19 protein-coding genes are annotated in these 22,449 nt (G+C 52.6%); 10 read left to right on the top strand and 9 right to left on the bottom strand.

The genetic code is table 11. The features are described from left to right. Window positions 1–83: 83 nt before the first annotated feature. Complete coding sequence (locus tag QW520_02495) at window positions 84–1,130, bottom strand: bifunctional phosphoglucose/phosphomannose isomerase (protein ID MEM0448672.1); 1,047 nt, start codon at window positions 1,128–1,130, stop codon at window positions 84–86. 156 nt (window positions 1,131–1,286) lie between these two features. On the opposite strand from QW520_02495, the gene QW520_02490 reads away from it, so the two are divergent. Continuing rightward, window positions 1,287–1,667 (top strand): nucleotide pyrophosphohydrolase, encoded by a 381-nt coding sequence (locus QW520_02490; GenBank protein MEM0448671.1) that lies wholly within the window; start codon window positions 1,287–1,289, stop codon window positions 1,665–1,667. On the opposite strand, the gene QW520_02485 is transcribed toward QW520_02490, so the two are convergent. Continuing rightward, on the bottom strand, window positions 1,657–3,546 hold the full coding sequence (locus QW520_02485; protein MEM0448670.1) for a DUF2075 domain-containing protein: 1,890 nt from the start codon (window positions 3,544–3,546) through the stop codon (window positions 1,657–1,659). The two genes, QW520_02490 and QW520_02485, sit on opposite strands and share 11 nt — an antisense overlap. A 452-nt stretch (window positions 3,547–3,998) precedes the next feature. Then, window positions 3,999–8,771 carry an AAA family ATPase gene (locus QW520_02480; protein MEM0448669.1) on the bottom strand — a complete coding sequence of 1,591 codons (4,773 nt, stop codon included), beginning with the start codon at window positions 8,769–8,771 and terminating at the stop codon, window positions 3,999–4,001. A 123-nt stretch (window positions 8,772–8,894) separates the two neighbouring features. Between QW520_02480 and QW520_02475 the strand changes: the two genes are divergently transcribed. The 6 genes from QW520_02475 to ribH all read left to right on the top strand — a co-directional run bounded on the left by QW520_02475 (window position 8,895) and on the right by ribH (window position 12,220). Beyond that, window positions 8,895–9,041, top strand: coding sequence for a hypothetical protein (locus tag QW520_02475; protein ID MEM0448668.1), 147 nt, complete (start codon window positions 8,895–8,897; stop codon window positions 9,039–9,041). Window positions 9,042–9,148: 107 nt separating this feature from the next. Next, complete coding sequence (locus QW520_02470) at window positions 9,149–10,069, top strand: DUF1848 domain-containing protein (protein MEM0448667.1); 921 nt, start codon at window positions 9,149–9,151, stop codon at window positions 10,067–10,069. Next, window positions 10,047–10,889, top strand: a complete 843-nt coding sequence (gene ribB / locus QW520_02465) for a 3,4-dihydroxy-2-butanone-4-phosphate synthase (protein ID MEM0448666.1) — start codon at window positions 10,047–10,049, stop codon at window positions 10,887–10,889. Before QW520_02470 ends, ribB begins: the two co-directional genes overlap by 23 nt. Then, entirely contained in the window at window positions 10,886–11,344 is a 459-nt protein-coding gene (locus QW520_02460; GenBank protein MEM0448665.1) for an adenylyltransferase/cytidyltransferase family protein, read from the top strand. Before ribB ends, QW520_02460 begins: the two co-directional genes overlap by 4 nt. Window positions 11,345–11,355: 11 nt before the next feature. Next, complete coding sequence (gene ribC / locus QW520_02455) at window positions 11,356–11,805, top strand: riboflavin synthase (protein MEM0448664.1); 450 nt, start codon at window positions 11,356–11,358, stop codon at window positions 11,803–11,805. 4 nt (window positions 11,806–11,809) lie between these two features. After that, window positions 11,810–12,220: a 6,7-dimethyl-8-ribityllumazine synthase gene (ribH, locus tag QW520_02450; protein ID MEM0448663.1), complete on the top strand. Its 411-nt coding sequence runs from the start codon at window positions 11,810–11,812 to the stop codon at window positions 12,218–12,220. Between the two features lie 22 nt (window positions 12,221–12,242). On the opposite strand, the gene QW520_02445 is transcribed toward ribH, so the two are convergent. Together QW520_02445 and QW520_02440 are read right to left on the bottom strand one after the other, a co-directional pair. Further along, window positions 12,243–12,431: a hypothetical protein gene (locus QW520_02445; protein ID MEM0448662.1), complete on the bottom strand. Its 189-nt coding sequence runs from the start codon at window positions 12,429–12,431 to the stop codon at window positions 12,243–12,245. A gap of 146 nt (window positions 12,432–12,577) precedes the next feature. Further along, window positions 12,578–13,783: an aminotransferase class I/II-fold pyridoxal phosphate-dependent enzyme gene (locus tag QW520_02440; protein MEM0448661.1), complete on the bottom strand. Its 1,206-nt coding sequence runs from the start codon at window positions 13,781–13,783 to the stop codon at window positions 12,578–12,580. A gap of 117 nt (window positions 13,784–13,900) precedes the next feature. Between QW520_02440 and QW520_02435 the strand changes: the two genes are divergently transcribed. After that, a complete protein-coding gene (locus QW520_02435; protein MEM0448660.1) occupies window positions 13,901–15,820 on the top strand; it encodes a phosphoadenosine phosphosulfate reductase family protein in 1,920 nt (639 codons plus the stop codon). A gap of 81 nt (window positions 15,821–15,901) precedes the next feature. Here the strand turns inward: QW520_02435 and ftsZ are convergent, their stop codons facing one another. Further along, the gene (gene ftsZ, locus QW520_02430; protein ID MEM0448659.1) at window positions 15,902–17,116 is read right to left on the bottom strand and encodes a cell division protein FtsZ; all 1,215 of its coding nucleotides are present in this window, start codon (window positions 17,114–17,116) and stop codon (window positions 15,902–15,904) included. Window positions 17,117–17,288: 172 nt separating this feature from the next. Beyond that, on the bottom strand, window positions 17,289–18,407 hold the full coding sequence (locus QW520_02425) for a hypothetical protein (GenBank protein MEM0448658.1): 1,119 nt from the start codon (window positions 18,405–18,407) through the stop codon (window positions 17,289–17,291). Between the two features lie 256 nt (window positions 18,408–18,663). Here QW520_02425 and QW520_02420 point away from each other — a divergent pair, with 256 nt between their 5' ends. Further along, window positions 18,664–19,023: a roadblock/LC7 domain-containing protein gene (locus tag QW520_02420; GenBank protein MEM0448657.1), complete on the top strand. Its 360-nt coding sequence runs from the start codon at window positions 18,664–18,666 to the stop codon at window positions 19,021–19,023. 11 nt (window positions 19,024–19,034) lie between these two features. Here the strand turns inward: QW520_02420 and QW520_02415 are convergent, their stop codons facing one another. Then, complete coding sequence (locus tag QW520_02415) at window positions 19,035–19,697, bottom strand: CehA/McbA family metallohydrolase (protein MEM0448656.1); 663 nt, start codon at window positions 19,695–19,697, stop codon at window positions 19,035–19,037. After that, on the bottom strand, window positions 19,694–21,907 hold the full coding sequence (gene metG, locus QW520_02410; GenBank protein MEM0448655.1) for a methionine--tRNA ligase: 2,214 nt from the start codon (window positions 21,905–21,907) through the stop codon (window positions 19,694–19,696). Before metG ends, QW520_02415 begins: the two co-directional genes overlap by 4 nt. Before the next feature lie 267 nt (window positions 21,908–22,174). On the opposite strand from metG, the gene QW520_02405 reads away from it, so the two are divergent. After that, window positions 22,175–22,432, top strand: a complete 258-nt coding sequence (locus tag QW520_02405; protein ID MEM0448654.1) for a hypothetical protein — start codon at window positions 22,175–22,177, stop codon at window positions 22,430–22,432. Window positions 22,433–22,449 lie beyond the last annotated feature (17 nt).

Here is a 22,449-nt window from a genome sequence, read left to right as displayed (position 1 = left end):
TACGAATCGTACTGCGGCCAAGCGCATTATATCAGTCCGCATCATCTCGATCGGAGTTCGAAGTCTCCTAAGACGGAGAGAAGTCAGGATAGGCCTGCCATGCGCGCCTTCAGCTTTTGGATGGGGACGACTGGAGTGGGATCCACTCCCTTAAGCATGGCCAGATAGTAGGAGACGAAGTCCCCTAGCATTATGCCCATGAGCGCTGACTCGAGAGGCGTCCGGCCCGAGAGCTCCACCGGGATGGATCTCACGCCTGACTCCTCCATCAGCCTCATGGTGAGGTCCATCCTCTCCCCCATGCTGCCCTTGGTGGTGGCGGGCTTGAGGAACACGGGAAGGAGGGCGGTGCCTTTGGAGCCTTCCATCCAGCCAACGATCTGATTATGGTTCATCTCCGGGAAATCGCCGCTGAAGGCCATCATCTTGGCGTTCTCGTTGATCTGCGTCTGCCATCTGTAGGCCACCGCCCTCAGGCTGCGCGGGGCATAGATCACCGGAATCCTCTGATAGAGCTTGGTGGCCAGCCTTTTGGCCATGTTGGCATGTGTGGGAACGCCAGGGGACAAGTTCTCCCTCAGGTCGGCCATCGCCAGCTGCGCCATGGCCATGTCCTTCTTGATGGAGTGGAGACCGATGGCCTCGAGCACAGCCACCTGAGCCCCTAATAGGTAGCCCAAAGCAGCTCGAGGCTGCAATCCTGGGGGAAGAGGTATCGTCGGCACTGCTTCTTTCTCTGACAGTCGCTTGAGCTCACCCCCTGAGGTGATGGAGACCATGCTGCATCCTCTCTCTTTCGCGCGATGGAAGAGCTCCAGCACCTCCCAGGTATCGCCAGAATAGCTGACCAATGCTATTAGGAACTTCTTGTCAGCCCATCTCGGCAGCTCTGTGCCCCTGATAACTGACACGTGGACCTCCGAGGCGCTCGAAGCGTAATCCGCCAGCACGTCCCCGCCCACGGCGGAGCCGCCCATGCCGCCGAAGAGCACGGCTTCGAACTTCCCCTCGATGCTCGTCCGCCATGCGAGCGCCTCGCGCAGATGATCTGGCAATTTAACGATCTGATCTATCATCCTGAAGCTGTCCAGCTGAGTCATGGTGGAAAAATCGTCTATGATATTGGCCATCTAGTTCTGATTAATGTGCATAAATATAAATATTGCAAATTTAAACAAAAAATAATATAATAATTAATTAATATTGTTATAATTTATCAATTAATTAAAAGATGATAGAACTTTTTGATGATACAAATTTTAATCTAAAACATATTTATCACTTTGATGGACTCAGAGACAACATTTGAGACAGCTAAGAAAAAGGTAGCAAAATTTTGTGATGATAGAGGTTGGGATGAATTTCACAATCCTAAAGATTTAGCAATAGGGATAATAACAGAAGCATCTGAATTTTTAGAAATTTTTAGATTTAAACAAGAGAATGAAATTATGGATATGATGACTAACAGCTATTATCGAAAAAAAATGGGAGAGGAATTGGGAGATGTGCTCTATTTTCTGTTACGTTTTTCGGATAGATATAATTTTGATTTATCCGATGAACTAGAAAAGAAATTGAAGCTAAATGATGAAAGATATCCAATACAATTAGCGAAAGGTAGTAATAAAAAATATAATGAATTTAAAAATAATCTCAAGAGTTAACTACCTTTTCAATTTCTATTCTTGATTTGAAAAAGTTTTCTGTTTGCTTATCCATAAAATATATATAGCATCCTTTTAGACCACGTGTTAATAAAACCCTATACGTATTTTTTACAAGATCAGTGAATTTCTCTTTTGAACGTTTAACAACATTGTCACAAGAAAATTCTCTGTAGCCTTTCCATCTCTGCTCCGAGAAATCATATCTCAAATCTAATCCAAAAATAACCCCTATATAATCGAATTCAAACCCCTGGGCTGTATATACGCAACCAATCTGATTTATCCCATTGGGATCGTATGCCCATAAAGAAGCAGGGGGGATATCCTTAGATAATTTCTTTGCGTCAGGTCTAGCATCCCAAGGACGGCAATAATCACCTATCTTAACATCGTCAACCAGTGTTCCATCCTCTTTCGGATAAGACCAGGGCCAACAAAATCCAGCAACTATCCTTCCTGAGTAACCTTGGGATACCTTCTCCCTAATCATAGTTTCTAGCTTTTGAGGTGATTCAACGATTCTAAAGTCAAATCCTTCATCCCCTTCCCAGATAACATTCGCAGTTCTTTTTATTGCTAGAGTATTGTTTACCCAATTAACAAATGCATCTGACCCAGCACAACGAAATTGAGCTTCTAGTTCATATTCAAAAATTTGACAATTAAATCGATTGGCTGCATTTTTAATGTAATCCACGGAACCAACTTCATCTGGTCGAACAACCTGTGCATCATCAATAAAAAACACAACAACTTTTGCGACTGTCAATAATTCATCAATTTGCGGAATATTGCTCTTATTATATGTTGGCGTTCTCCAATTATTGCTTGTTTTCCTTATCCGATGCGCTTCGTCGCAGATTAGAATATCTACTGAGTTCGGTTCCGATTGTGTATAGCTATTGAAAAATCTGAATTGAACACTTCCTCTTTTTCCTATAATTTTCCTTAAAGTCTCTGTAAAAGCTCTGGATCCTGTTGCATAGTGTGCATTATAGCCTTTTAATAACAAATCTGCCATCAGATTAATTGCAATAACAGATTTTCCAGTACCAGGACCTCCCTTTACAATAATTACAATTTTTCTCGATTGATGAAAACCCTCTTTCGCGACTGCAAGAACTTTATCATATACAATTTTTTGTTCATCTAACAATATATATTCTGGCTTGCCTTTGATTAGATTGCCAACATGATCCATTAATTTTTTATTTGGACGATATTTACTATTTTCTATCCTAGCGAGAACAGGCAAACCTTCTCCTTTTTCTAATCTTGGAATTAAGTATTCCTTTAATTTGTTTACATCATCTTCAGTGAATATTGGATATTTTTCCAATAAATTGCAAAATTTTTTATTAAATAAAGGATCATTTGAAATTGCCCTGTAATTATGAAGGTAAGAACAGGCGCTCAGATTTATCGGAGTTGGATTTTCATAAAATGCAGTATGGGTATCTTGAAGGTATAATGAATATTGACCTACTTGCGCTGATGGATGCAGTACCTCTCTTTTATTTCCACCGACGAATGTAAGGACTTCATTTTCTCCATCAGATATCTCACATTTTTCCCATTGCTTCAATTCTACAATCACAGCATTTGGTTTTGAATCAGAATCAAGCCCACATATTAAAAAATCTAACCTTTTCGATGTCAAAGGTAATTGATATTCTAGGATTACTCCATGGTCATCTAATTTTGAAGATAAAATAACCAGAGACATGGCCCTTAATGAATTTCTCCATGCACTAATCTCACTTGGTGTTGGAAAATAACGAAAATAGTTAAAATAACTATTTTTCATTTTTTCTGCTATTTGATTTTGTATTGTATCTTCTACGAACTGATTAGAGCTTCCTGAATAAAGTCTCATTTTGGATGTGTCTAATAATTATTTTCTATTCTAAGCTTTTCGCATAGGATTTTGAAATATAAATTGGTAAAGTTTTCTAATTGCAAATTTTATAATATAAAAAAATTAATGAAATCTTTTCAATTTTCCATCTCTCTTTACCCTAAAATATCAATACTTTTGAGAATAAATCCAATATTAGATTCTTTCTAATTAATCTTCTATAATAATAATCATAATAAAACCCAAAATTACTTAAAAGATGGGAATGCTGAAAAAGGATGAAAGAAAGACTTTTTCATTACCATATCCTTTTTTTTTATTTCGATTGTGACTTATAAATAAGAAGGACGTTATTTATAAATGAAAATAATATATATTCGTGACCAATCGAATACATTTAAATTTTGTTATAAAAAGAGTGTTCTTCAAGCGAACTTCTGAAACTTTATTTATTTATTAATTTTAAATAATCATATTTGATAATCTGGCCACTCCTCGATCCTGAGCTTGTCCTCCACGAACATGTACTTGACCAACCTCATGTTGATATCCACCTCCCATTCCGGATGCCTCTGTATATGATCGCGGAAGAGGTCATTACTCAGTATCAAGCAGTCGTCATTCAGCGCCAATCCTATTATGAACACATCATCATTCACACCCGCTGGCGCCTGGAGGAGTATGGGGGAGCGGCCTCTCTTCGATGCCTCCTCATGGAAATACTTGGTCATCTGCTCCCACTCCTCCCTAGGCATGGACCTCCACAGGCCCGCGCCCACCACCACATGCACGCTCCTGAAGCCGAATTCTGAGATCAGGTCCTCATAGGCCTTGATCAGGTTCCTGGCGCTGGCCGAGCTCTGATATCCCGCGTAGCGAGCGAGGTTGCTGCCATCCACCACTATGCGAGGGATAGGAGGCGGTCCGGGACCGAAGCGCGCCCTGCGCCTTTCGACCTTTTCTACACAGGTCTTCTCGCTAAGAGCTTCAGGCGCGTTTGCTAAGGCGACTTGTTCGGTGTTGCCCTCCAAGGCTAAAAGCCCTTGCCCAGTATTAACAGGATTCAGCATTGTGATGGTGGGTTTAGGTTCGAAGCTAGGGAGGTATGAATCGCATTCGGGATTAGCACCAACTAGCTCTATGTTATCCAGGTCGGGCAGCAGCACCTCCATCTCGTGGCCTCGATATCGGAACCACAGGAGTCTTCGGCTGCAGAGCGCTCTCAACTTCTTCCACAGCATGGCGTTCTCATACATCTCCTTGTCCGCCGGCACGCTGTCCAACAGCGTGCGGGCGCATACCACTATCAGCCTCTCCCTGGCCCGGGAGAAGATGACATTGGTGCGGTTGAGGTAGAGGATGAAGTCCGCGCTGTTGCTTATGGCCGTGGGATCGCTTTGCGTTCCCGACACGATGACCGTAGGCCTCTCTCCCCCCTGCAACCTCTCCACCGTGTCTATCACATCCCCCTCTGTCAGATAAGGCCGCAGGACGGACTGCAGCAGGGTGCGCTGAGCCCGATGCGGTGTCATCACCGCCAAGGACCCAGGAGGCCTGTTGGTACCTCTTCTGACCAATTCCTCGATAATAGAGGCCTCGAACCTGTTGAGCTTCTTCGAGCCACTCTCCGAGTGGAGGATGAGGAAGATGCCTCCCTGCCGCCATAGCAGGCCGAATACGTCATCATCCCTCTCGATCCTCCTGCTCTCAATCGCCTTCGCGCCCTCCAGCTCCACGCCGTCCCTGCGATAGATATCATCAATTAGCGTCCTTATCTCATATGGCAGCCGAAAGGTGAGCACTAGGGCTGAGCGTCTTATCATCGAAGGCTCTATGCCCCTTGCCCTGGACAAAGAGGCCACGGCGTCGTAGGCGCTGGTGTATGGCTGATATAGTTGGATGTATGGGCGGTCCTCCTCCTCCCATTGATGGGATAGTATGGGGGACAATTGATTGTGGTCGCCGGCGAGCATCGCGCAGCCCTCCGCGCTGAGGATCGATGCCAAAGCGAGGAAGTGCGGCATCACCATCATGCTGGCCTCATCCACTACCAGGCTGCGCACCGTGAAGCCCTCTCCCCTGGAGTTGAAGGGGGGGAGCTGGCACATATAGCCGCAGAGCTTGAGCACCTCATTGGTCGTGCCTCCCAAGATGATTTTCCTGACCCGGCGCAGCTCGTTCAACCTGGAAGCGGAGGCTCTCGCTGATTTGGCCTCGTCCCAATCCAATATCTCCAAGTCAGGCCTAACGCCGTGCGCGCGCTGGTACACCTCGAGGAAGGAAGGCAGCAGCCTATTCAGCTCCTCCATCAACCTGTCGACTGCCGCATGCGTGCTGGCCGCGAAGGCCAGCACCTCTCCTGGCGGCAGCTTCGAGGCCCTCAGCAGGGTAGCGGCGGCCAAAGTGGTGGTCTTGCCCGTGCCTGGCGGGCCCAGCAGCAAGTGCACACGCGTGACCAAACCTTCCATAATGGCCTCTATCTGGTCCTTCCCCAATCTCTTGCCCTCGAAAATCATGCCCTCAAGCACTCTTCTATCCTTTTCCAGTTCCTCCTCTGGAGGACAAGGGAGAGGGGGGACGGACGGCCTGAGGATATCGAACCATGACAGCGCGACAGAAGGAGAAGAGGATGCCTCGTTCAACAACCTTCCCTCCACCCTGGTGGCCACCATGTCGGAGATGCTCTCGTCCAGCACAGCGAACTCGAAACCATCCCGAGGGATCTTGCTAAAGAGGCGATATCTGTCAGGCTCGAAGCGCATGGCCTTGAGGAAGATCTTCCCCTCTCGCGCATCCACTCCCTGTACCTTACAGGTGCATCCTTCAGAGAAAAGCTGGTGCGGCGACTGCCCCTTCGAAGCATCACCATCGTATATAGTCAGGCGCACCCAGGACTCTTGCTCTATCAAGCTTTTCTCCCAGAACCCCTCGCCATCCTCGCCGAACCTCTCCAGGTCGAGCTTGGCCTCGATGTAGACGTCCGAGCCGTCCTCCATGATCGTGCCTTTGGCTATCGGGACCGTCTCCCCCTTCGCCACCCTGTCTCGCACTGGCTGCATGCATCTTACCAGCCAATCGCTCAATCTCACGTGATGGTCGAGGCGCAGGAAGTCCACGGCGGCGCGTATGCTATTAGGCTCTGCCAATCGGAAGCGGGAAAGGTTCCTCAAATCCAAAAAGGCCTTCCTCAGCTTCCTGTTCTTGGGAATTATCCTCTCCTCCAGCCAGCGCATGGCGTGGACCCTGGCCCTCAGGTATTCTTGGATCAGCTTGGGGGAGTTTACACGGGAATAGCCCTCTAGAGCCTCCCTATGATTCCGGCGCATTTCCGGTCCTATTGGCGGCAAGGTTCCCCACACTGCGTGCCAATATGGGATTGGCAAACCGTCATGGAAGCGGGAGCGGATCTCGAACTCTGGCTCCTCGAAGGGCTCGCCCTCCCTGGCCCATTCGCCATCAGGCCTGACGCGCAGCCTGCCGCGGAAATCGAACAGGTCCTGGCGGAAGAGGTCGTCCAACCGGATCCTGCGACCCTCCACCTCCCTGGTCCAATGATATGCCTGCCCGAACCACTTGACCGAGGTGGCCACCACCAGCCCTCTCCCGGTCCATCCCGTGCCGTATCGGGAATGGACCTCTTCCTCCAAGCATGAATATATCAGCTGCTCTAGCGGTTCCCGGCAGCCGAGAAGATGCGTGAGGGAATCGAGCAAGTCCGAGCCGCATCGAGCGCATCCACCTAGGAGGGCATCGAAGTCCGAGCGGGACCAGAAGTAAAAATGGACGGGTGCCTTGTCCGTTTCGGCCACCCTTGATATGGAGATCATAAGCTCGCTGAGGAAGCGCTCCATCAGCTCCCGCTCCGCCCTTTCGTCCTCCTCCCTTTTGCCTGACCAGGGCTTCTCTTTCAGACGGATGACATCCTCACCCTGAACCTCCCTCTCCTCCTGCCCTCCCATTGACTGCTGCGTGCGAGGAGGTGATTCCATGGCCTTAGGATGCGGAGCCCATCCGCCATCAGCTCTCCTGCGGAAGGGTGTGCATATGTTCCAGCAGCTGGAGGTCACATGTGCAGCCAAGGCCACTATCCTGTCCTCGATATAGTCGTATTCCACGGCCACGTAAACCCGGACCAGCCTTCGCCCTTCTATGTCATGAGGGGGGAGCTGACCTTCCGAGGCATGAGGGAACTTCTGCACTTGGAAGGCTCTCTCTTTGGAGCCTGGAAGGGTGGAGAGGCGGGCCCTGGCACGAGCTATGAGGTTCTCCAGGTTTTGCGAGAACCCCGGGGTCCTGCGCATCTCATGGGCCAAGGGGGAGTCCACTTTCAGCGCTGCCAGCTCGTCCAAGGTCCGGATGCCTTTCTCCCTTAAGGTGCTCGTCACGGACACGTCCAGGCCTAGAAGCTCTATGGACCTCCTCCTGGCGCTCTCCGGCAGGCAGCAGACGTTGAACACGCAGCTATCGCACTTGGCATTGATCTGATAGCTGAGCTCTTCCAGCTCGCTGCTTGATATGTGTTCTAAAATGCCTCCGTCGCTGAGAAGGCGGCGCGCATCCTCCATCTCTGTGGAGAGGTCCAAAGGCTCCAGGTCCATTATCCTGTCCTCCACCACCCCTCCTCCCGCCTCTCTCATCCTAGCCACCACGCCCTCTACGCTATCGCAAGTCAATTCCTTGCCTGCCACAAGGAGGGGGCGCCTCTCCAGGAGGGAGCGCACCATGAGCAGGTAGAGCGCCAGCTGCAGGCGATGATAGGTCTTGTCCTTCCTGCTGGCCTTGCACTCCACGATACGTAGGTACGGTCGTCCATCTCTCCACAGCACTATCACGAAGTCCATTCTCCCATGTACTTCGAAGCGTCCCTTCTGGCAGGTGATGGCCACCTCCCTCCCGAACTGCTGCCCTCCCTCTTGGCAATGCTGCTCCACCAGCTCAACGAACTCCTCCCAAGAGATCTGGTCTTTTAGAGGGGCATGGCCCAGATCGTTGATCCTAATCATCCCTGCCTCGAGGAGGGAGCGCTCCCATCTCTCCTCCAGCTCCCTCCCCATCCTCTGCAATACTGGGTCCAAGGGGTTGAGCGTCCTGGCGAAGAAGGGGAGCTTCATCGCCTCCTCGCGAGAATTGAGGTCGAGCTTGAAGCGCCTGGGACAGGCCCCCCTCTGTATGTATTCCCCTATCTGGTTGACGTCGACGCGGACGCGCTCCTCGCCCATGGATACCCCCACGATGAAAGCCATATTTATTTGTCTGGCCTCCATTTTTTATGAGCGCCTTAGCCAAGGCAGGGAGGTTCTCGCGGCATCGCTATGATCTCGTGTCCAGGAGCGCCTATCCCTAGGATTAGCGGGGAGGCAGCGATTATGACAAAGACACTTTGCCACATGCCGAAGAATGCGATGGGAGACGCTTCGATTCGAGCCCTCAAGATCGTATTTGCGCTGAGGCAACTACCATCAAAATGTATTTTGGCCGATGCCGGGTTTGCTGGTTACACACCGGATTCATGATGGCTCGTAACTTAATAAAGAAGAATAAGGAATAGAATCTCTGGTCATAATCGAGATAGGCCTCGAATGATTTCAGTCACAAGGCACAAGGGTAGCGTGATGAGGATATGGCAAGAGGCTACCGATGGAGCAGGGAAAAGTTGAGCGACGAATATGGCCGGCAAGTGGAAGCGATAGCCCCGCTCATCATCTCAGCCAGCCGCGCTATGGACATACCCTCTTGCCATTCGGATTGGTTCATGGAGAGGTTGAGGAGAGGATACGTGGAGTGGCGCAACCCCTTCAACGGCAAGACGGATTATATCTCTTTCAGCAAGGTCCGAGCGATCGTGTTCTGGACCAAGGACGCCTCCCCCCTGCTCCAGCATTTGCAAGAACTGGATGAGATGGGCATATCCTATTATTTCCAGTACACGGTGAACGACTACGAAGGCCTAGGCTATGAGCCGAGGATGCCGCCCTTGAAGCAAAGGGCCCGCACCTTCAAAGAGCTCTCGGAGAGGATAGGCAAGGAGAGGGTCCTGTGGCGCTTCGACCCTCTCCTGCTCAGCGAGGAGCTGGATGCGGATTCTTTGCTGCAAAGGGTGGCGAAGGTGGGAGAAATGCTGCATCATCATACGGATACGCTCACCATCAGCTTCATCGATATCCAGAGATACAGAAGACTGAGGAGAAAGCTGGAGAAAAGAGGAATAAGAGAGCCAAGTGAAGATGAGATAATAGAGCTGGCGCAAGGCATCTCGGCCCTCAATGAGAGATGGGAACTTAGATTACAAGCCTGTGCCGAGGAGGTGGACTTGAAACGCTTCGGCATTGAAAAAGCGGCCTGCGTCGAGGGGGAGCGGTTGAAAAGGATCGCGCCTCACGATACTGTGCTTCACCAGTTCATCGCCAGCTGGGGATGCAAGGATCCGGGCCAGAGGAAGGAATGCGGCTGTCTCCTCAGCAAGGACATAGGCGGATATGGGACATGCGGGAACGGTTGCGTATATTGTTACGCAAACCATGCCGCCCAGGCCTCGATGTGAGAGCACGCTGCTGAAGACGGAGTTCTTGACTCAAGAGGCCGTGAAATTAAACTACCAATGGATTAGTAGCTACAAAGCGATTAATATCATTTCTTTGGATGCGAGGCGGAGTGGCGATATGTCGGAGGCAGTGGAAAGGGCTATCGAATGCCTGAGAAAGGGGCGCTTCGTGCTCGTCTATGACTTCGACGACCGCGAGAGGGAGACGGACATGGTCATGGCCTCAGAGTTCGTCACTCCCGAGGCCATTCGTACCATGCGAAAGGACGCGGGAGGGTTGATATGCACCACCTCCTCCTACGAGATCTCGCAAAAGCTGCAGCTCCCTTTCCTGGCCGATGTCCTGGCCTGCAACTATGACAATTACCCTATGCTGAGAAGGCTGGCGCCTAACGATATCCCCTATGATACCAAATCCGCCTTCTCCATAACCATCAACCACCGCAGGACCTTCACTGGCATCACTGATAGGGATCGCGCCCTCACCACCTCCGAGTTCGCTCGCTTGGCCAAGTACGCGCTGGAGAATGGCCAGGAGGAAGCTAGGGAGGAGTTCGGAAGGAACTTCCGCTCCCCTGGCCACGTACATCTGCTGAACGCTAGCAAAGAGCTGCTGGTCAAGCGCAAGGGACATACAGAACTCTGTACAGCGCTCGTCACCCTGGCCGGCCTCACCCCCACGGCCACTATCTGCGAGATGATGGGCGATGACGGGAACGCCTTGAGCAAGGAGAAGGCTCAAGAGTATGCCGAGCGATTCCACCTATGCTTTCTGGAAGGCAAAGAAATCATAGAGGCCTGGAAGCGTGGGGGGAGATGATGACGCGCGTGATGGCCACGGGAGTGTTCGACATCCTGCATTCAGGGCATCTGCACTACCTGCAGGAGGCGAAATCACTGGGCGACGAGCTCTATGTGGTCGTGGCCACGGACGCCACCGTTCGCCGGCGCAAGCACGAGCCCATAACCCCTGAGAGGATGAGGGTGGAGCTGGTCCAAGCCTTGAAGCCAGTGGACAAAGCCATATTAGGAGGGGAGGGGGACATGTATGAGACGGCGCTCAAGGTCAGGCCGGACATCATCGCCCTAGGGTATGATCAAGCCTTCGACGAGCACCAGCTGCAGGAGGAGCTACGAAGGCGCGGGCTGGAGGTGAGAGTGGTCCGACTCTCCAAGCACGAGGACGATCTGAACGGCACCAGGAAGATCATCAGGAAAATAGTGGACTGGCATACCCTAAACAAGCAGAAGGAGAGGCAGGAGGTGAGAGGCTGAGGCTGATAGGTGTGGCGGACACCACCTTCGCCCGCGTGGACATGGGCGGAGCGGCGATAGATGAGTTGAAGTCGCTCGGTACCGGCTTCAAGATCCTGCGCTACACCGTCCCGGGCATAAAGGACCTGCCGGTGGCATGCAAGAGGCTCTTCGACCAAGGATGCGACATCGTCATGGCCCTAGGTATGCCCGGCCCGAAATCCATAGACAAGCAGTGCGCGCACGAGGCATCCACCGGCCTCATCAACTGCCAGCTAATGACGGGAAAGCATATAATCGAGGTCTTCGTGCACGAGGATGAGGCCAAGGATGAAAAGACCCTTGCCTGGCTCGCGGAGAGAAGGGCCAGGGAGCATGCGCGGAATGTTTATCTTTTACTGTTCAGGCCGGAGGAGCTCACCAGGAATGCGGGCAAAGGCCTGAGACAGGGTTTTGAGGACGCCGGACCGGTGAGGGAGTGAGAAGATGAGGAGATACAAGCTGGGATTTGTGGTATCGGAATTCAACTACGACATAACCTCCATGATGCTGGAGCGGGCCAAGGCGCACGCCGAGTTCCTGGAGGCGGAGGTGGCCAAGATCATCCATGTGCCAGGTGTGTTCGACATGCCCTTGGCCGTCAAGCGGTTGCTGCAAGACAAAGGCATTGACGGAGTGGTCACCTTGGGCTGCGTAATCGAAGGCGAGACGGATCATGATCAGATCGTCATGCAAAATGCCGCCAGGAAGATGGCCGACCTGTCCGTGGAGTTCGGCAAGCCGGTGGCGCTGGGCGTGTCAGGGCCGGGAATGACCAGGCTGCAAGCGCAGGAAAGGGTGGAGAACGCCAAGAACGCGGTGGAGGCCTGCGTCAAGATGCTAAAGCGCTTGGAATGAAGGGAATGAGGCTATAGCAGCATCATCCGAGCCCGCAGAAGAATAAGGAGATGCGATACACCACCGCCGCCATCATGGACGAGGAGACCTCGAACCAGGCCTTATCCTTATGCTCCAGGAATTTGAGGAAGGCCACCAGCGCGGCATTCTGGAAGATCAGCCAGGCATAGGTTGACCAGAGGAGCATGCGCTCTCTGCGCGACAGCTCCATCGCCCCCGCCAACTTTATCGTCTCGGGACTCTGCAGGCGCGTCCCTACTCCCCCCTTTTAAGAGCCTAAATATTAATAGAGACGGGACTCTGATAAAAATATTTTGAGGGGGGCGAAAGGCCTTTTCCCCTTAAATTAAGATAGATTCAGCCCTTGCCTCGCATGAAGCCCTCCAAACGGTCGAAGGCATCTTCTAGGATATCGATGGGGGGCAGGAATACAGAGCGGAAGTGCCCCGCTCCATAGGTGGGATCGAAGCCCGAGCCGTGGACGAAGAGCACGTGAGTGTTATACAGCACGTCCAGCACGAATTCCTTGTCGGAGCGCCAGCGCTTGGATGTGACCTTGGGGAAGATGTAGAAGGCCCCCTTCGGTCTGGTGGTGGAAATGCCCTCTATCTCGTTCAGCCGCTTCCAGGCATACTCTCCTCGCTCGCGCAGCTTACGCCTGGTGACCTCCAGGTGATCCTGCGGACCTTGCAGAGCCTCAATCACCGCCAATTGGCAGGGATGGTTGGCGCAGAGGCGTAGGCGCAGCTGCTTCACGAACCCCTCCCTTATCTCCGCCAGCTCGCCCCTGGGATCCCTGAACGCAGCATATCCCAATCGCCATCCTGGGAGCAGATCCACCTTGGAGAAGCCGTTGAAGAGGACCACGGGCACATCGGGAGCCAGCGAGGCGGGCGAATAGTGCTCTCCGTCGAAGGTCATGAGGTCGTAGATCTCGTCGGACATGAGGAACATGTCATGCTCGGCCACAATGTCCGTGATCTCCTTCAGCACCTGGCGCGAATAGAGCGCACCCGTAGGATTATTGGGATTGATCACCACCAGGGCCTTGGTCCTGGCCCCGACCTTAGCCCTGATGTCGTCCAGATCGGGCTGCCAATCCTGCGACTCATCGGTGCGGTACGCCACCGGCACGCCACCGAAGTATTTGATGTACTCGATGTAAGAAGGATAGGAAGGGCCAGGCACTAAGACCTCGTCACCTGGCTCTATGGAGGCCGCCAATATGTTGAGTATGCTCTCGGAGACACCGTTGGTGATGTAGATGTCGTCCGCCTCAATGTCTATCTGGTTCTTGCGGCGCTCTTTCTCTGCCAAGGCCTCCCTCAGGGCGGGGAGGCCCTCTTCCGCCGTGTATCCATTGTCGCACGCTTCCACCGCGCGGCACAGCGCTTGGCGCACATGAGGCGGCGTCTCGAAGTCCCATTTGTTGGGATCCCCGATGTTCAGCTTTACCACCTTGACGCCGCTCTTCTCCAGCTCCCTCGCAGGAACGGTCACTTCCCTAATGGCATAATCGATGTTCATGGCTCGCTTGGTGGCGCGCATGTCAATCGGACTCACGGCCCCTATCCCCATCCACATATATTTAGTTTGGACTCGGATGCGCCGCTTTTGGTCATCATTTCCTTCGACCTTTGAAGCATAGGTTTTATCTTGAGGAGCGCACTCGCATGGACCATGAGCTTGGTGAGGCTAGGGAAGCTGCACCTCCGCTGGTGCCCTGGCTGCAACCTCCCGCTGTTGGAGCTGGAAAGCTGCGGCCTCTGTGGCCATCCTACCCATGCGGTACAGATCACACCTCCAGGGGATGCCAGGCCCGCCTTCCGGCATGACCTCAAGCTGGCTCGGGAGATCCTGGATAGGCAATTCGGAAAAGGATGCGGGGAGGCGCTGCTGCCGGAGGGCAAGCTGGTGCTGTTGAACAAGACACCTGCCTTGGACCGCATGGACGAGGTCATCGTGGACGGCGAGGTGGCAGGCGCCCTGCGCTATGACCTGGGCCGGGGCTGGACCTTCGTAGCCAGGATGCATGCGGCCAGAGCCATGCAGTCATCCCTCACCAAGGGCTTCGTGATCGTTTCTGAGGAGGCCGTGCCCTTCATCCTCCAAGGCATGAATCTTCTCGTGCCTGGGGTGAAGGAAGCGCATGATTCCGTGAGAAAGGGCGATGAGGTCATAGTGCTTACCTCGGAGAAGAGGGCCATAGGTACCGGCATCGCTCGCATGTCCGCGCAAGAGATGCGCGAGCTGGACAAGGGCATGGCGGTGAAGATGCGCTGGCATTCGCCTCCACGGGAGGATTTGCCACCTTCCGTTCACAGGGAATGGAAGGACGCCGTGGCGGCCAACTCTCCCGTTCTGCGAAAGAGGGTTGAGGAAGCGGTGAGCTTCATCCTCGAAACCAAGGCAAGATTCGACCTGCCAGCAATGGTCTCATTCTCCGGCGGCAAGGACAGCTTGGCCTGCCTTCTTCTCACCCTTGACGCAGGTCTCCGCCTCCCGGTATTCTTCGTTGATACGGGATTGGAGTTCCCGGAGACGGTAGAGCATGTGCAAGAGGTGGCGAGAAGGCATGAATTACCCCTAATAATAGAATCTGCCCCTCACAATGCGTTCTTCGGCAACCTAGGGTATTTCGGCCCTCCCGGCCGGGACTTCCGTTGGTGCTGCAAGACCAACAAGCTCGGCCCCACGGTTAGAGCGATCATGAAGCACTATCCGGCCGGAGTGCTCTCCTTCATCGGTCAGAGAAGGTATGAGAGCGAGAGTAGGGCCGACAAGCCTAGGATTTGGAAGAACCCTTGGACTCCAGGGCAGATAGGCGCCTCTCCCATACAGAATTGGACCGCTTTGCACGTCTGGCTCTATCTCTTCTCCAAGGGCGAGGCGTACAATCCCTGGTACGATTGGGGCCTGGATCGTATTGGATGCTACCTCTGCCCCGCCTCCGACCTGGCAGAGCTGGAGATCATCATGGAGCGTTCCCCCAGGGCGAAGGAGTGGAAGGAGTACCTGAAGAAAAGGGCCGAGGAAGAGGGCTGGCCAGAGTCTTGGCTTGACTTCGCTTTGTGGCGCTGGCGACGCCTACCGGATTCCATGCGCAAGGAGCTTGAGGGTCAAGGGATTGATTTGAGCCGCCCTTGTAAAGCCCCTTCGAAGAGGGAAGAGCCGCTGCGCCTGTATATGCAAGAAGGCATGTCCCCTTGCATAGCTGGATACAGTGTGGAAGGGGCCTTCAACCGACCCTTGAACCTGAAAAGGGTGTCTCAGATGCTCAATCAACTGGGCCCAGTGGAGGTCGAGCTGGAAGAGGGTTGGTGTAAAGTATTGGATGTACGCATATTCGAGGAGGGGGCAATGGTAGCGAAGGGACCTTCCCCTGATCAGATAAGAAAAAACGTGGAAAGGGTGCGCCGGGCCGTGGTTAAGGCCGAGGAGTGCGTCGGCTGTGGGGTGTGCATCGCACGATGCCGTGAGGGTGCACTCGAAATGGACCGAGACAGGGTCCGCTTGGACGCTGATAAGTGCGTCCACTGCGGCCTTTGCATGGAACCCTGTCCGGCCCTCAGCTTCGGCGATACCGCCTTCGAGCTCTGACCGCTTCCCGAGAATGAACAGGGAAGGCAGTGGACGTTCCTCGCATGCCCCCTCGACCGGCGCATCGTTCTAGCTTGATTCTCAACGCACGAAGTCGATGCCGTCGTCCTCGAACCTGCCTCTGGACGAGTCGGCTGGCCCGGCTCCTATCTTCGGCGCCACAGGCTGCCCGTAGCTGGCCCCCAGCTTCTGTGGTGAACTGGCCGAGTCCTTGCCCAGGACGTATTTGGACTGCGCTCCGGTGAGTATGAGAAGCACTTTGATGGTGCCTTCTATCTCAGGATCTATGCTGCAACCCCAAATGATGCGCGCACGAGGTGCTATGGAGTTCATGACTATCTCCGAGGCCCGCTGCGCCTCGCTCACGGTCATGTCCGGACCTCCCACCACGCGGATGAGCGCGCCCTGTGCCTGCTTCAGCGATATCTCCCCAAGCAGAGGTGAGTGTAAGGCCTCCTCCACCGCGGCCTTGACACGGTCGTCCTCGTCGGAATTCGCCTCGCCAATGCCTACGAAGGCCACGCCTCCTTCGTTCATGACCGTCATGATGTCCGCATAGTCCAGGTTGACCAATCCTGGTTTGGTGATTATCTCGGTTAGGCCCTTAATGGTCTGCATAAGGACCTCATCCGCCACTTTGAAGGCGGCGTCCACTGGCAGCTTGGGCACCAGCTCCAGGAGCTTGTCGTTGGGAATGACGATGGTGGTATCGCAGATGCGCCTTAGTTTATTCAGACCGTCAAGGGCATTCTCCATGCGCACTGTACCCTCTGCTTTGAATGGCAGCGTTACCACGCCGATGGTCAAGGCGCGGATCTGCTCCTTTGAGATGCGCGCCACATAATGGGCTGAGCCTGTGCCTGTTCCTCCTCCCATGCCCGCGGTGACGAAGACGATGTTCGCGCCATTAAGGAACTCGCGTATCTCCATGTCGCTCTCCCTGGCGGCTTGCTCTCCCACCTGCGGTATGGCCCCTGCTCCCAGCCCTCGGGTAGCTGTCTTGCCTATCAGAATCTTCTTAGGCGCCCGTACTGTCAGGAGGTGCTTGGCATCGGTGTTTATAGCGCAGAGCTGCGCTCCACTTATGCCCGCATCCACGCATCGGTTTATGGTGTTGCAGCCACCCCCACCGCAGCCGATGATCTTTATGCAGACATCCAGCTGCTCGGCGATCCTCCTCAGCTCCTCATCCGCAGCACTGAGCGGCGCAGGAGAAGCTGCCTGAGCCGCTGTCCCATTCTTTTCTTGGCTCTCCTTCATATTCGCTAGAGCATTCTTTACCAACGAATTTGGCATGAGTGCATCCCTCTGCTCCATAATCTAAAGCCTTGGATATAAATATTGCTAGAACCCAGTCTAGTCCAGTCTAATTAAGGCAGCCTAAGAGAACAAGACAGGCTGAGCAAGAGAAAGAAACATGATAAGGAAAATCAGTTTGCCTCAGGTCTCATTTTACATAAAAGGCTAATCAGGTGAGGGATCTCATCGCAGGATAAGGCCATGGCACTACGTGTATCGACGGCTCTGGCTCCAGCTTCCTGAAATACTTTTGGAATATCGCCTCGGAGCTCTGCGGAATTAGATAGGAAGCCAATTTTAAGCATGAAAGCCCTATAACATAGATAGCGAAAATTGCGCTCATATCGCCTGCCCTCACCCTTTCCCGGACCTGGGACCAGTACTCCTCGAATTCGTTGTCCAAGTATCTTCGCAGCATTTTTAGGCCTTCCTCTCTCTTACCCGAGACGGCCAAAGCGGTGCCAGTCTCCAGGAAATTGCGCAACCGGGAAAGAGCGAACAAATCCCCGCTGGCGATGTTAGAATATTCCATGTCTGGCCTTCCGCGTAACGATGAACCAATGGTTTGGGCCAAGGAGCTGAGCTCCTCCTTGATGGAGATCTCTAAGGTTCGTATGTCGATAATGTCCTTGGTCTCATCGACCATCCTGGATTTGGTAGCGATTATAGCCCGCCTTAGCGGCTCCTCTATTCTATCGTCGAAGGCGCCCATCCTTGTCAGGTCAGGGGCCATTCTCAATATCTCTTTAACATAGCTCCTAAGAGTATCGGAGGCACGATGTCTCTGTTTTATGAGGTCCAGGCAAACGGCGATGTCCTGCAGTGCCTTCATGCACTCTCCATCCATGTAAGTTTCCTTTGACAGCTCCGCCAATGCCTCGATGTCGTTCGCCGGGATCTCCTTGTTCCTGGCCATTGCTATCAAAAGATACGTATGCTCATAGAAAGAAGCGTAGGTGACGGCATGAAAGCCAAATTTCTCTGCCATGAAGGCTACCGCATTCCGCCTCACATCTTGATTCGAATGCACGATGTTGTCCAGAACCGCCTTCATTCCCGAACGCTCGGCGGTGATCTTAAAGAGCATCCCACGCACGGATGAAGACACGCTCTCGCTCTCATGGTCCAAGAACTTTAGCAGAACGGCTACGGCTTCCTTTGGGTGTTCCTGCGCTAGTCGCATCAGCTTTCGCTCCATGCGCCTGCGCTCCAGCGGGAGACGAAGCGAGCGCACTAGTCCTGCCTCAAGCTTGGCTGCCCGTTGCTTAATCTCAGCAGGACTGGTCAATTTCCTCTCTCCCCCGCGCCAGAAATGTAGAGATGCAAGTTATTATTAATATTACCATGGAAGAAGCTCTCCATATAATTTTTAATTAAATAAATTTTTATTTAATGATATATAATAATGAATTTTAATTCCTTTCCCATCCTATCCAAGCATTGCCGACCTGCTGATAATGAACTCAGAGCCAATAAGAAAAAGTTTTTTATGTGCGCTACCCAATTATGCTACCCAATTATAGGCCAGAAAGCGTGGTTGTGAAATGGGAGAGCTTGCGCACATCAGGAATGTTTTAGAAGAGATAAAATCCTTGGAGCATGTCACCGGGGTATCCCTGATGTCGAGAGGTGGGCTCTTCATCCTCGGAGATACGCCTAAAGGCGTGCATCAGGAAACGTTTGCTGCCATGGCGGCCATCATGCTGGGGGCGGCTGAGACCTCCTCCGCGGAGCTTAAGGACAACCTGCGCCAGGTTCAAGTGAACATGGAGCAGAAAGATGTCATTCTGATAGGCGCAGGGACCAGATATCTCTTGGCCATCCTCACGGACGGGAAGAGCGAGAATTCACAGGTGGCGAAGAAAGCGAGCGAGATTGTGGGTAAGGTAGAGATAACGATCTGAAGCTTTGAGTTTCAGAGTCTCCTCATCCCCCTGCCGATCCATTTCGATATGGATACGCTGCCATAGCGAAGGGTTTCCTTCTTGCTCCTGCCCCTACCTTCCACTGAGGTCCTACCTTCCAGGATTGCTTGTATCATCTCCTCCCTGGTCAAACAATCATCGGGGAATATGGTCACCGCGTCCCCTATGTTCCTTGGCCGGTGGGCGTCGGAGCCAGCGGTCATGGGAAGATGGGCTCTTTGGGCCAGCTTGTAGGCCTTCTTGTTGCCATGCGAGGTGTTGCGCGCATTAATGACCTCGAGGGCATCGAATTTGTTCCTCAGAACCACTTTGCTTCCCAGCCCTGACCACATGCGATAGGGATGCGCGGCCACGGCTATCCCTCCTTTCTCATGTATTAACTCGATGGTTTCAGCCACCTCCAGACCCCGATCGATGTCCTCCTCCACGCCATACGCTATCACATGGCCCTGAGCGGTAGTCACCTCCACCGCAGGTATTATTATAAGGTCCCTGGGCGCGGAATCCAACGCCTCCAGACCTCCTTTGATAGTGTTATGGTCCACGATGGCTATCGCGCCTAGGCCTTTCCTGGCAGCAGCCTCGAATATCTCCTCCAAGCGCTGCTCGTTGTCTCCTGAATGGTGGGTGTGGATGTGTAGATCTGCCCTCATCTTACCTGGGCACCATCCTCTATCCTTCCGCCATCCACGGTGATGGCCACGCCACTCTGAGTGTAAAGCGGCAGAGCCTCTTTTGATTCTGGATCGGGAAGATACACCACCACTTTCTCCTTCCTAACCACCTTCTCAGGGAAGCTCACTTTAACCTTTCGGCCTATATCGACTTCTCCATCCCGGAACGTCCCCACCCTCATGGTTAGCTTCTGGAAATCGGCGTATGATATTTCCTTCTCCGATGGTCTCAGGCCGCTGCTCACCACTTCCCCCGGCGCGCAATTCTCCGCAGGAGTAAGGACTCGCACCTCCTTACCATCCTCCGCCGCCAAGAGCATGCCCTGTGATTCCACGCCTCTCAATTTAGCGTGCTGTAGGTTGCTTACCACTATCACCATCTTTCCTTTCAATGCATCTTGAGGATAATGCTCCTTCAATCCAGCAACCAATTGTATGCGCTTTCCTACATCCACATCTAAGACGAGCAGCTTATCCGCATTCGGATGTTGCCTGACATCCAAGACCCTACCTACCTTCAGATTGAGGGCTTCAAAGGCTTTGAACTTATCCTCTATCCTCTCCAGCTGCACTCTGGAGAAGACAGGTTTGGGCTCTAGCAATCTCTGACCCGTTGGAAGAGGCTCGTCCAGCCATGACCACCCTTGGGATGCCAGTGGAGAAGTCATGCCCAGATAGGACCATATACGCTCAGAGCTGAAGGGCAGGAAGGGATGGGTGAGCACGGCTAGGGCCTTGACGATCTCCAGATTTAGGCGCAATGCCTCTGCGCATCTCGCCCTATCCTGACGAAGCAAGGACCAAGGCGCCATACGATCGAAGAATTGATTGCCAAACTGCGCCAGATCCATAACCGCCTTGAGCGCGGGTTTGAACTGGCAGGAGGATATGGATCTCTCCACTTCATTCCGCGCTCGCCAGATCGCCTCCTCAACCGTCTTCCTCTCCTCTTCCAAGGAATGCAACGCCGGCACATGACCAAAGTTCTTCTGCGTGAAGGAGAGGACTCGATGATAGTAATTGCCCAAAGTGGCCACTAGCTCGTTATTGACCTTTGTCTCAAAGTCGTCCAAGGAGAAATCGGCGTCCCGGTTCTCAGGCATGTTGGCAGCGATGTAGTAGCGAATGGCATCGGCCTCGAATCTTTGCAAAAGGGAGGGGACATCGATTCCCACTCCCCTGCTCTTGGAGAACGCCTCACCTTTGAAAGTGAGGAACTCATTGGCTGGTACGTCATAAGGCAGGTTCAAGCCACCATACCCCATCAATATGGAAGGCCATATGATGGTGTGGAAGGGGATGTTATCCTTGCCTAAAAAGTAATAGCTGACGGCGGATGGCCCCACCCAGAAATCCTTCCATCTTTCGGGAGAGCCGACTAGTTTGGCCCATTCCTTGGAAGCTGAAAGATAGCCTATCACCGCCTCGAACCAGACATACACCACCTTGCCTTCATAACCTGGTAGCGGTACGGGAACCCCCCAATTCATATCCCTTGTTATGGCCCTATCCTTAAGTCCTGCTTCGAGCCAATTCTTGGTGAATAACTGCACGCTTGGGCGCCAATGCGACTTTTCTTGCACATAAGAGGTCAAAGGCTCTTGGAAGGCGGATAGCTTGAAGAAGAAATGCTCTGTTTCTTTAAGCTGCGGCTCACTGCCACAATTAATGCACCTAGCCTTCTCCAGCTCTCCCGCCTCGTATGTGGCTCCGCATTTTTCGCATTGGTCCCCCCTAGCCCTATCATTGGCGCATTTGCGGCATATGCCCTCCACATAGCGATCAGGCAGGAACTTCGAGCATTTAGGGCAATAATACTGAAGAGTGGTCTTCCTATAGAGATAGCCATTCTGGAGTAGACGCAAGAAAACGTCGTGCACTACCTCGAAATGGTGGGGATTATGCGTCTTGGTGAAGAGATCGAACTTAATGCCAAGACCTTCGATGGCCTTCTTGTTGATTTCATGATACCTTTCAGCCACCACTTCAGGGCTTACGCCTTCCTTCTCTGCCCGTACGGTGACCGGCGTGCCGTGCTGGTCCGAGCCTGAGACCATCAAAACCTCGTTCCCTTTTAAGCGATGGTATCTGGCGAATATGTCTGGAGGTAGAAGCGAGCCTGCCACATGACCTAAATGTATAGGACCGTTGGAATAGGGCCAAGCCGCACAAACCAGTACTTTTTTCATTCTTATCGGCATCGAATGGAGCATCTCAGATTTAAGAGTTGATAGCAGGTCTGACAGGCTGTGAATTGCATGCGATGTTCTCAACTCTCAAAGCCTATGGATGATTGATTTTTAAATTCTATATTATATATAAATATAAATTCAAGAATTCTGGTGAAGCTAACAATTTGATTCTTGGATGGATAATTAATCCATTGTTAAGCCCGTTAAATATAAGTTTAGAGAAGACGATAGAGTGGGACAGTTGGAGCCCAAAAGGCCCCATTAATGGAGGAATCGGGAATGGTAGAAGTTGAGCTGACTTTCGGCGTGCCCGAAGAGATCGTGGATGAGATAAAGAAGAAGTATGCGAATGAGACGGAGAACAACATCCGTGTGACCAAAGCGAACCCCTTGAACCCCCCATATTATGCCTGGGGAGACCCCCGCTCGAAGTATGATGTCATCAAATTCGGCGGCAAGGAATATTGGGTCTGGAAGGTCTCCAAGGGCAAAAAGATGAACTGGGTCTACGACCACGACTGAATTAAGCGTAGGATTCT

It is taken from the genome of Methanomassiliicoccales archaeon (assembly GCA_038740345.1).
Lineage (GTDB): Archaea > Thermoplasmatota > Thermoplasmata > Methanomassiliicoccales > UBA472 > JAJRAN01.
The sequence above is the reverse complement of the archived record's forward strand: the minus strand, read 5'-3'. Positions and strand labels throughout refer to the sequence as shown.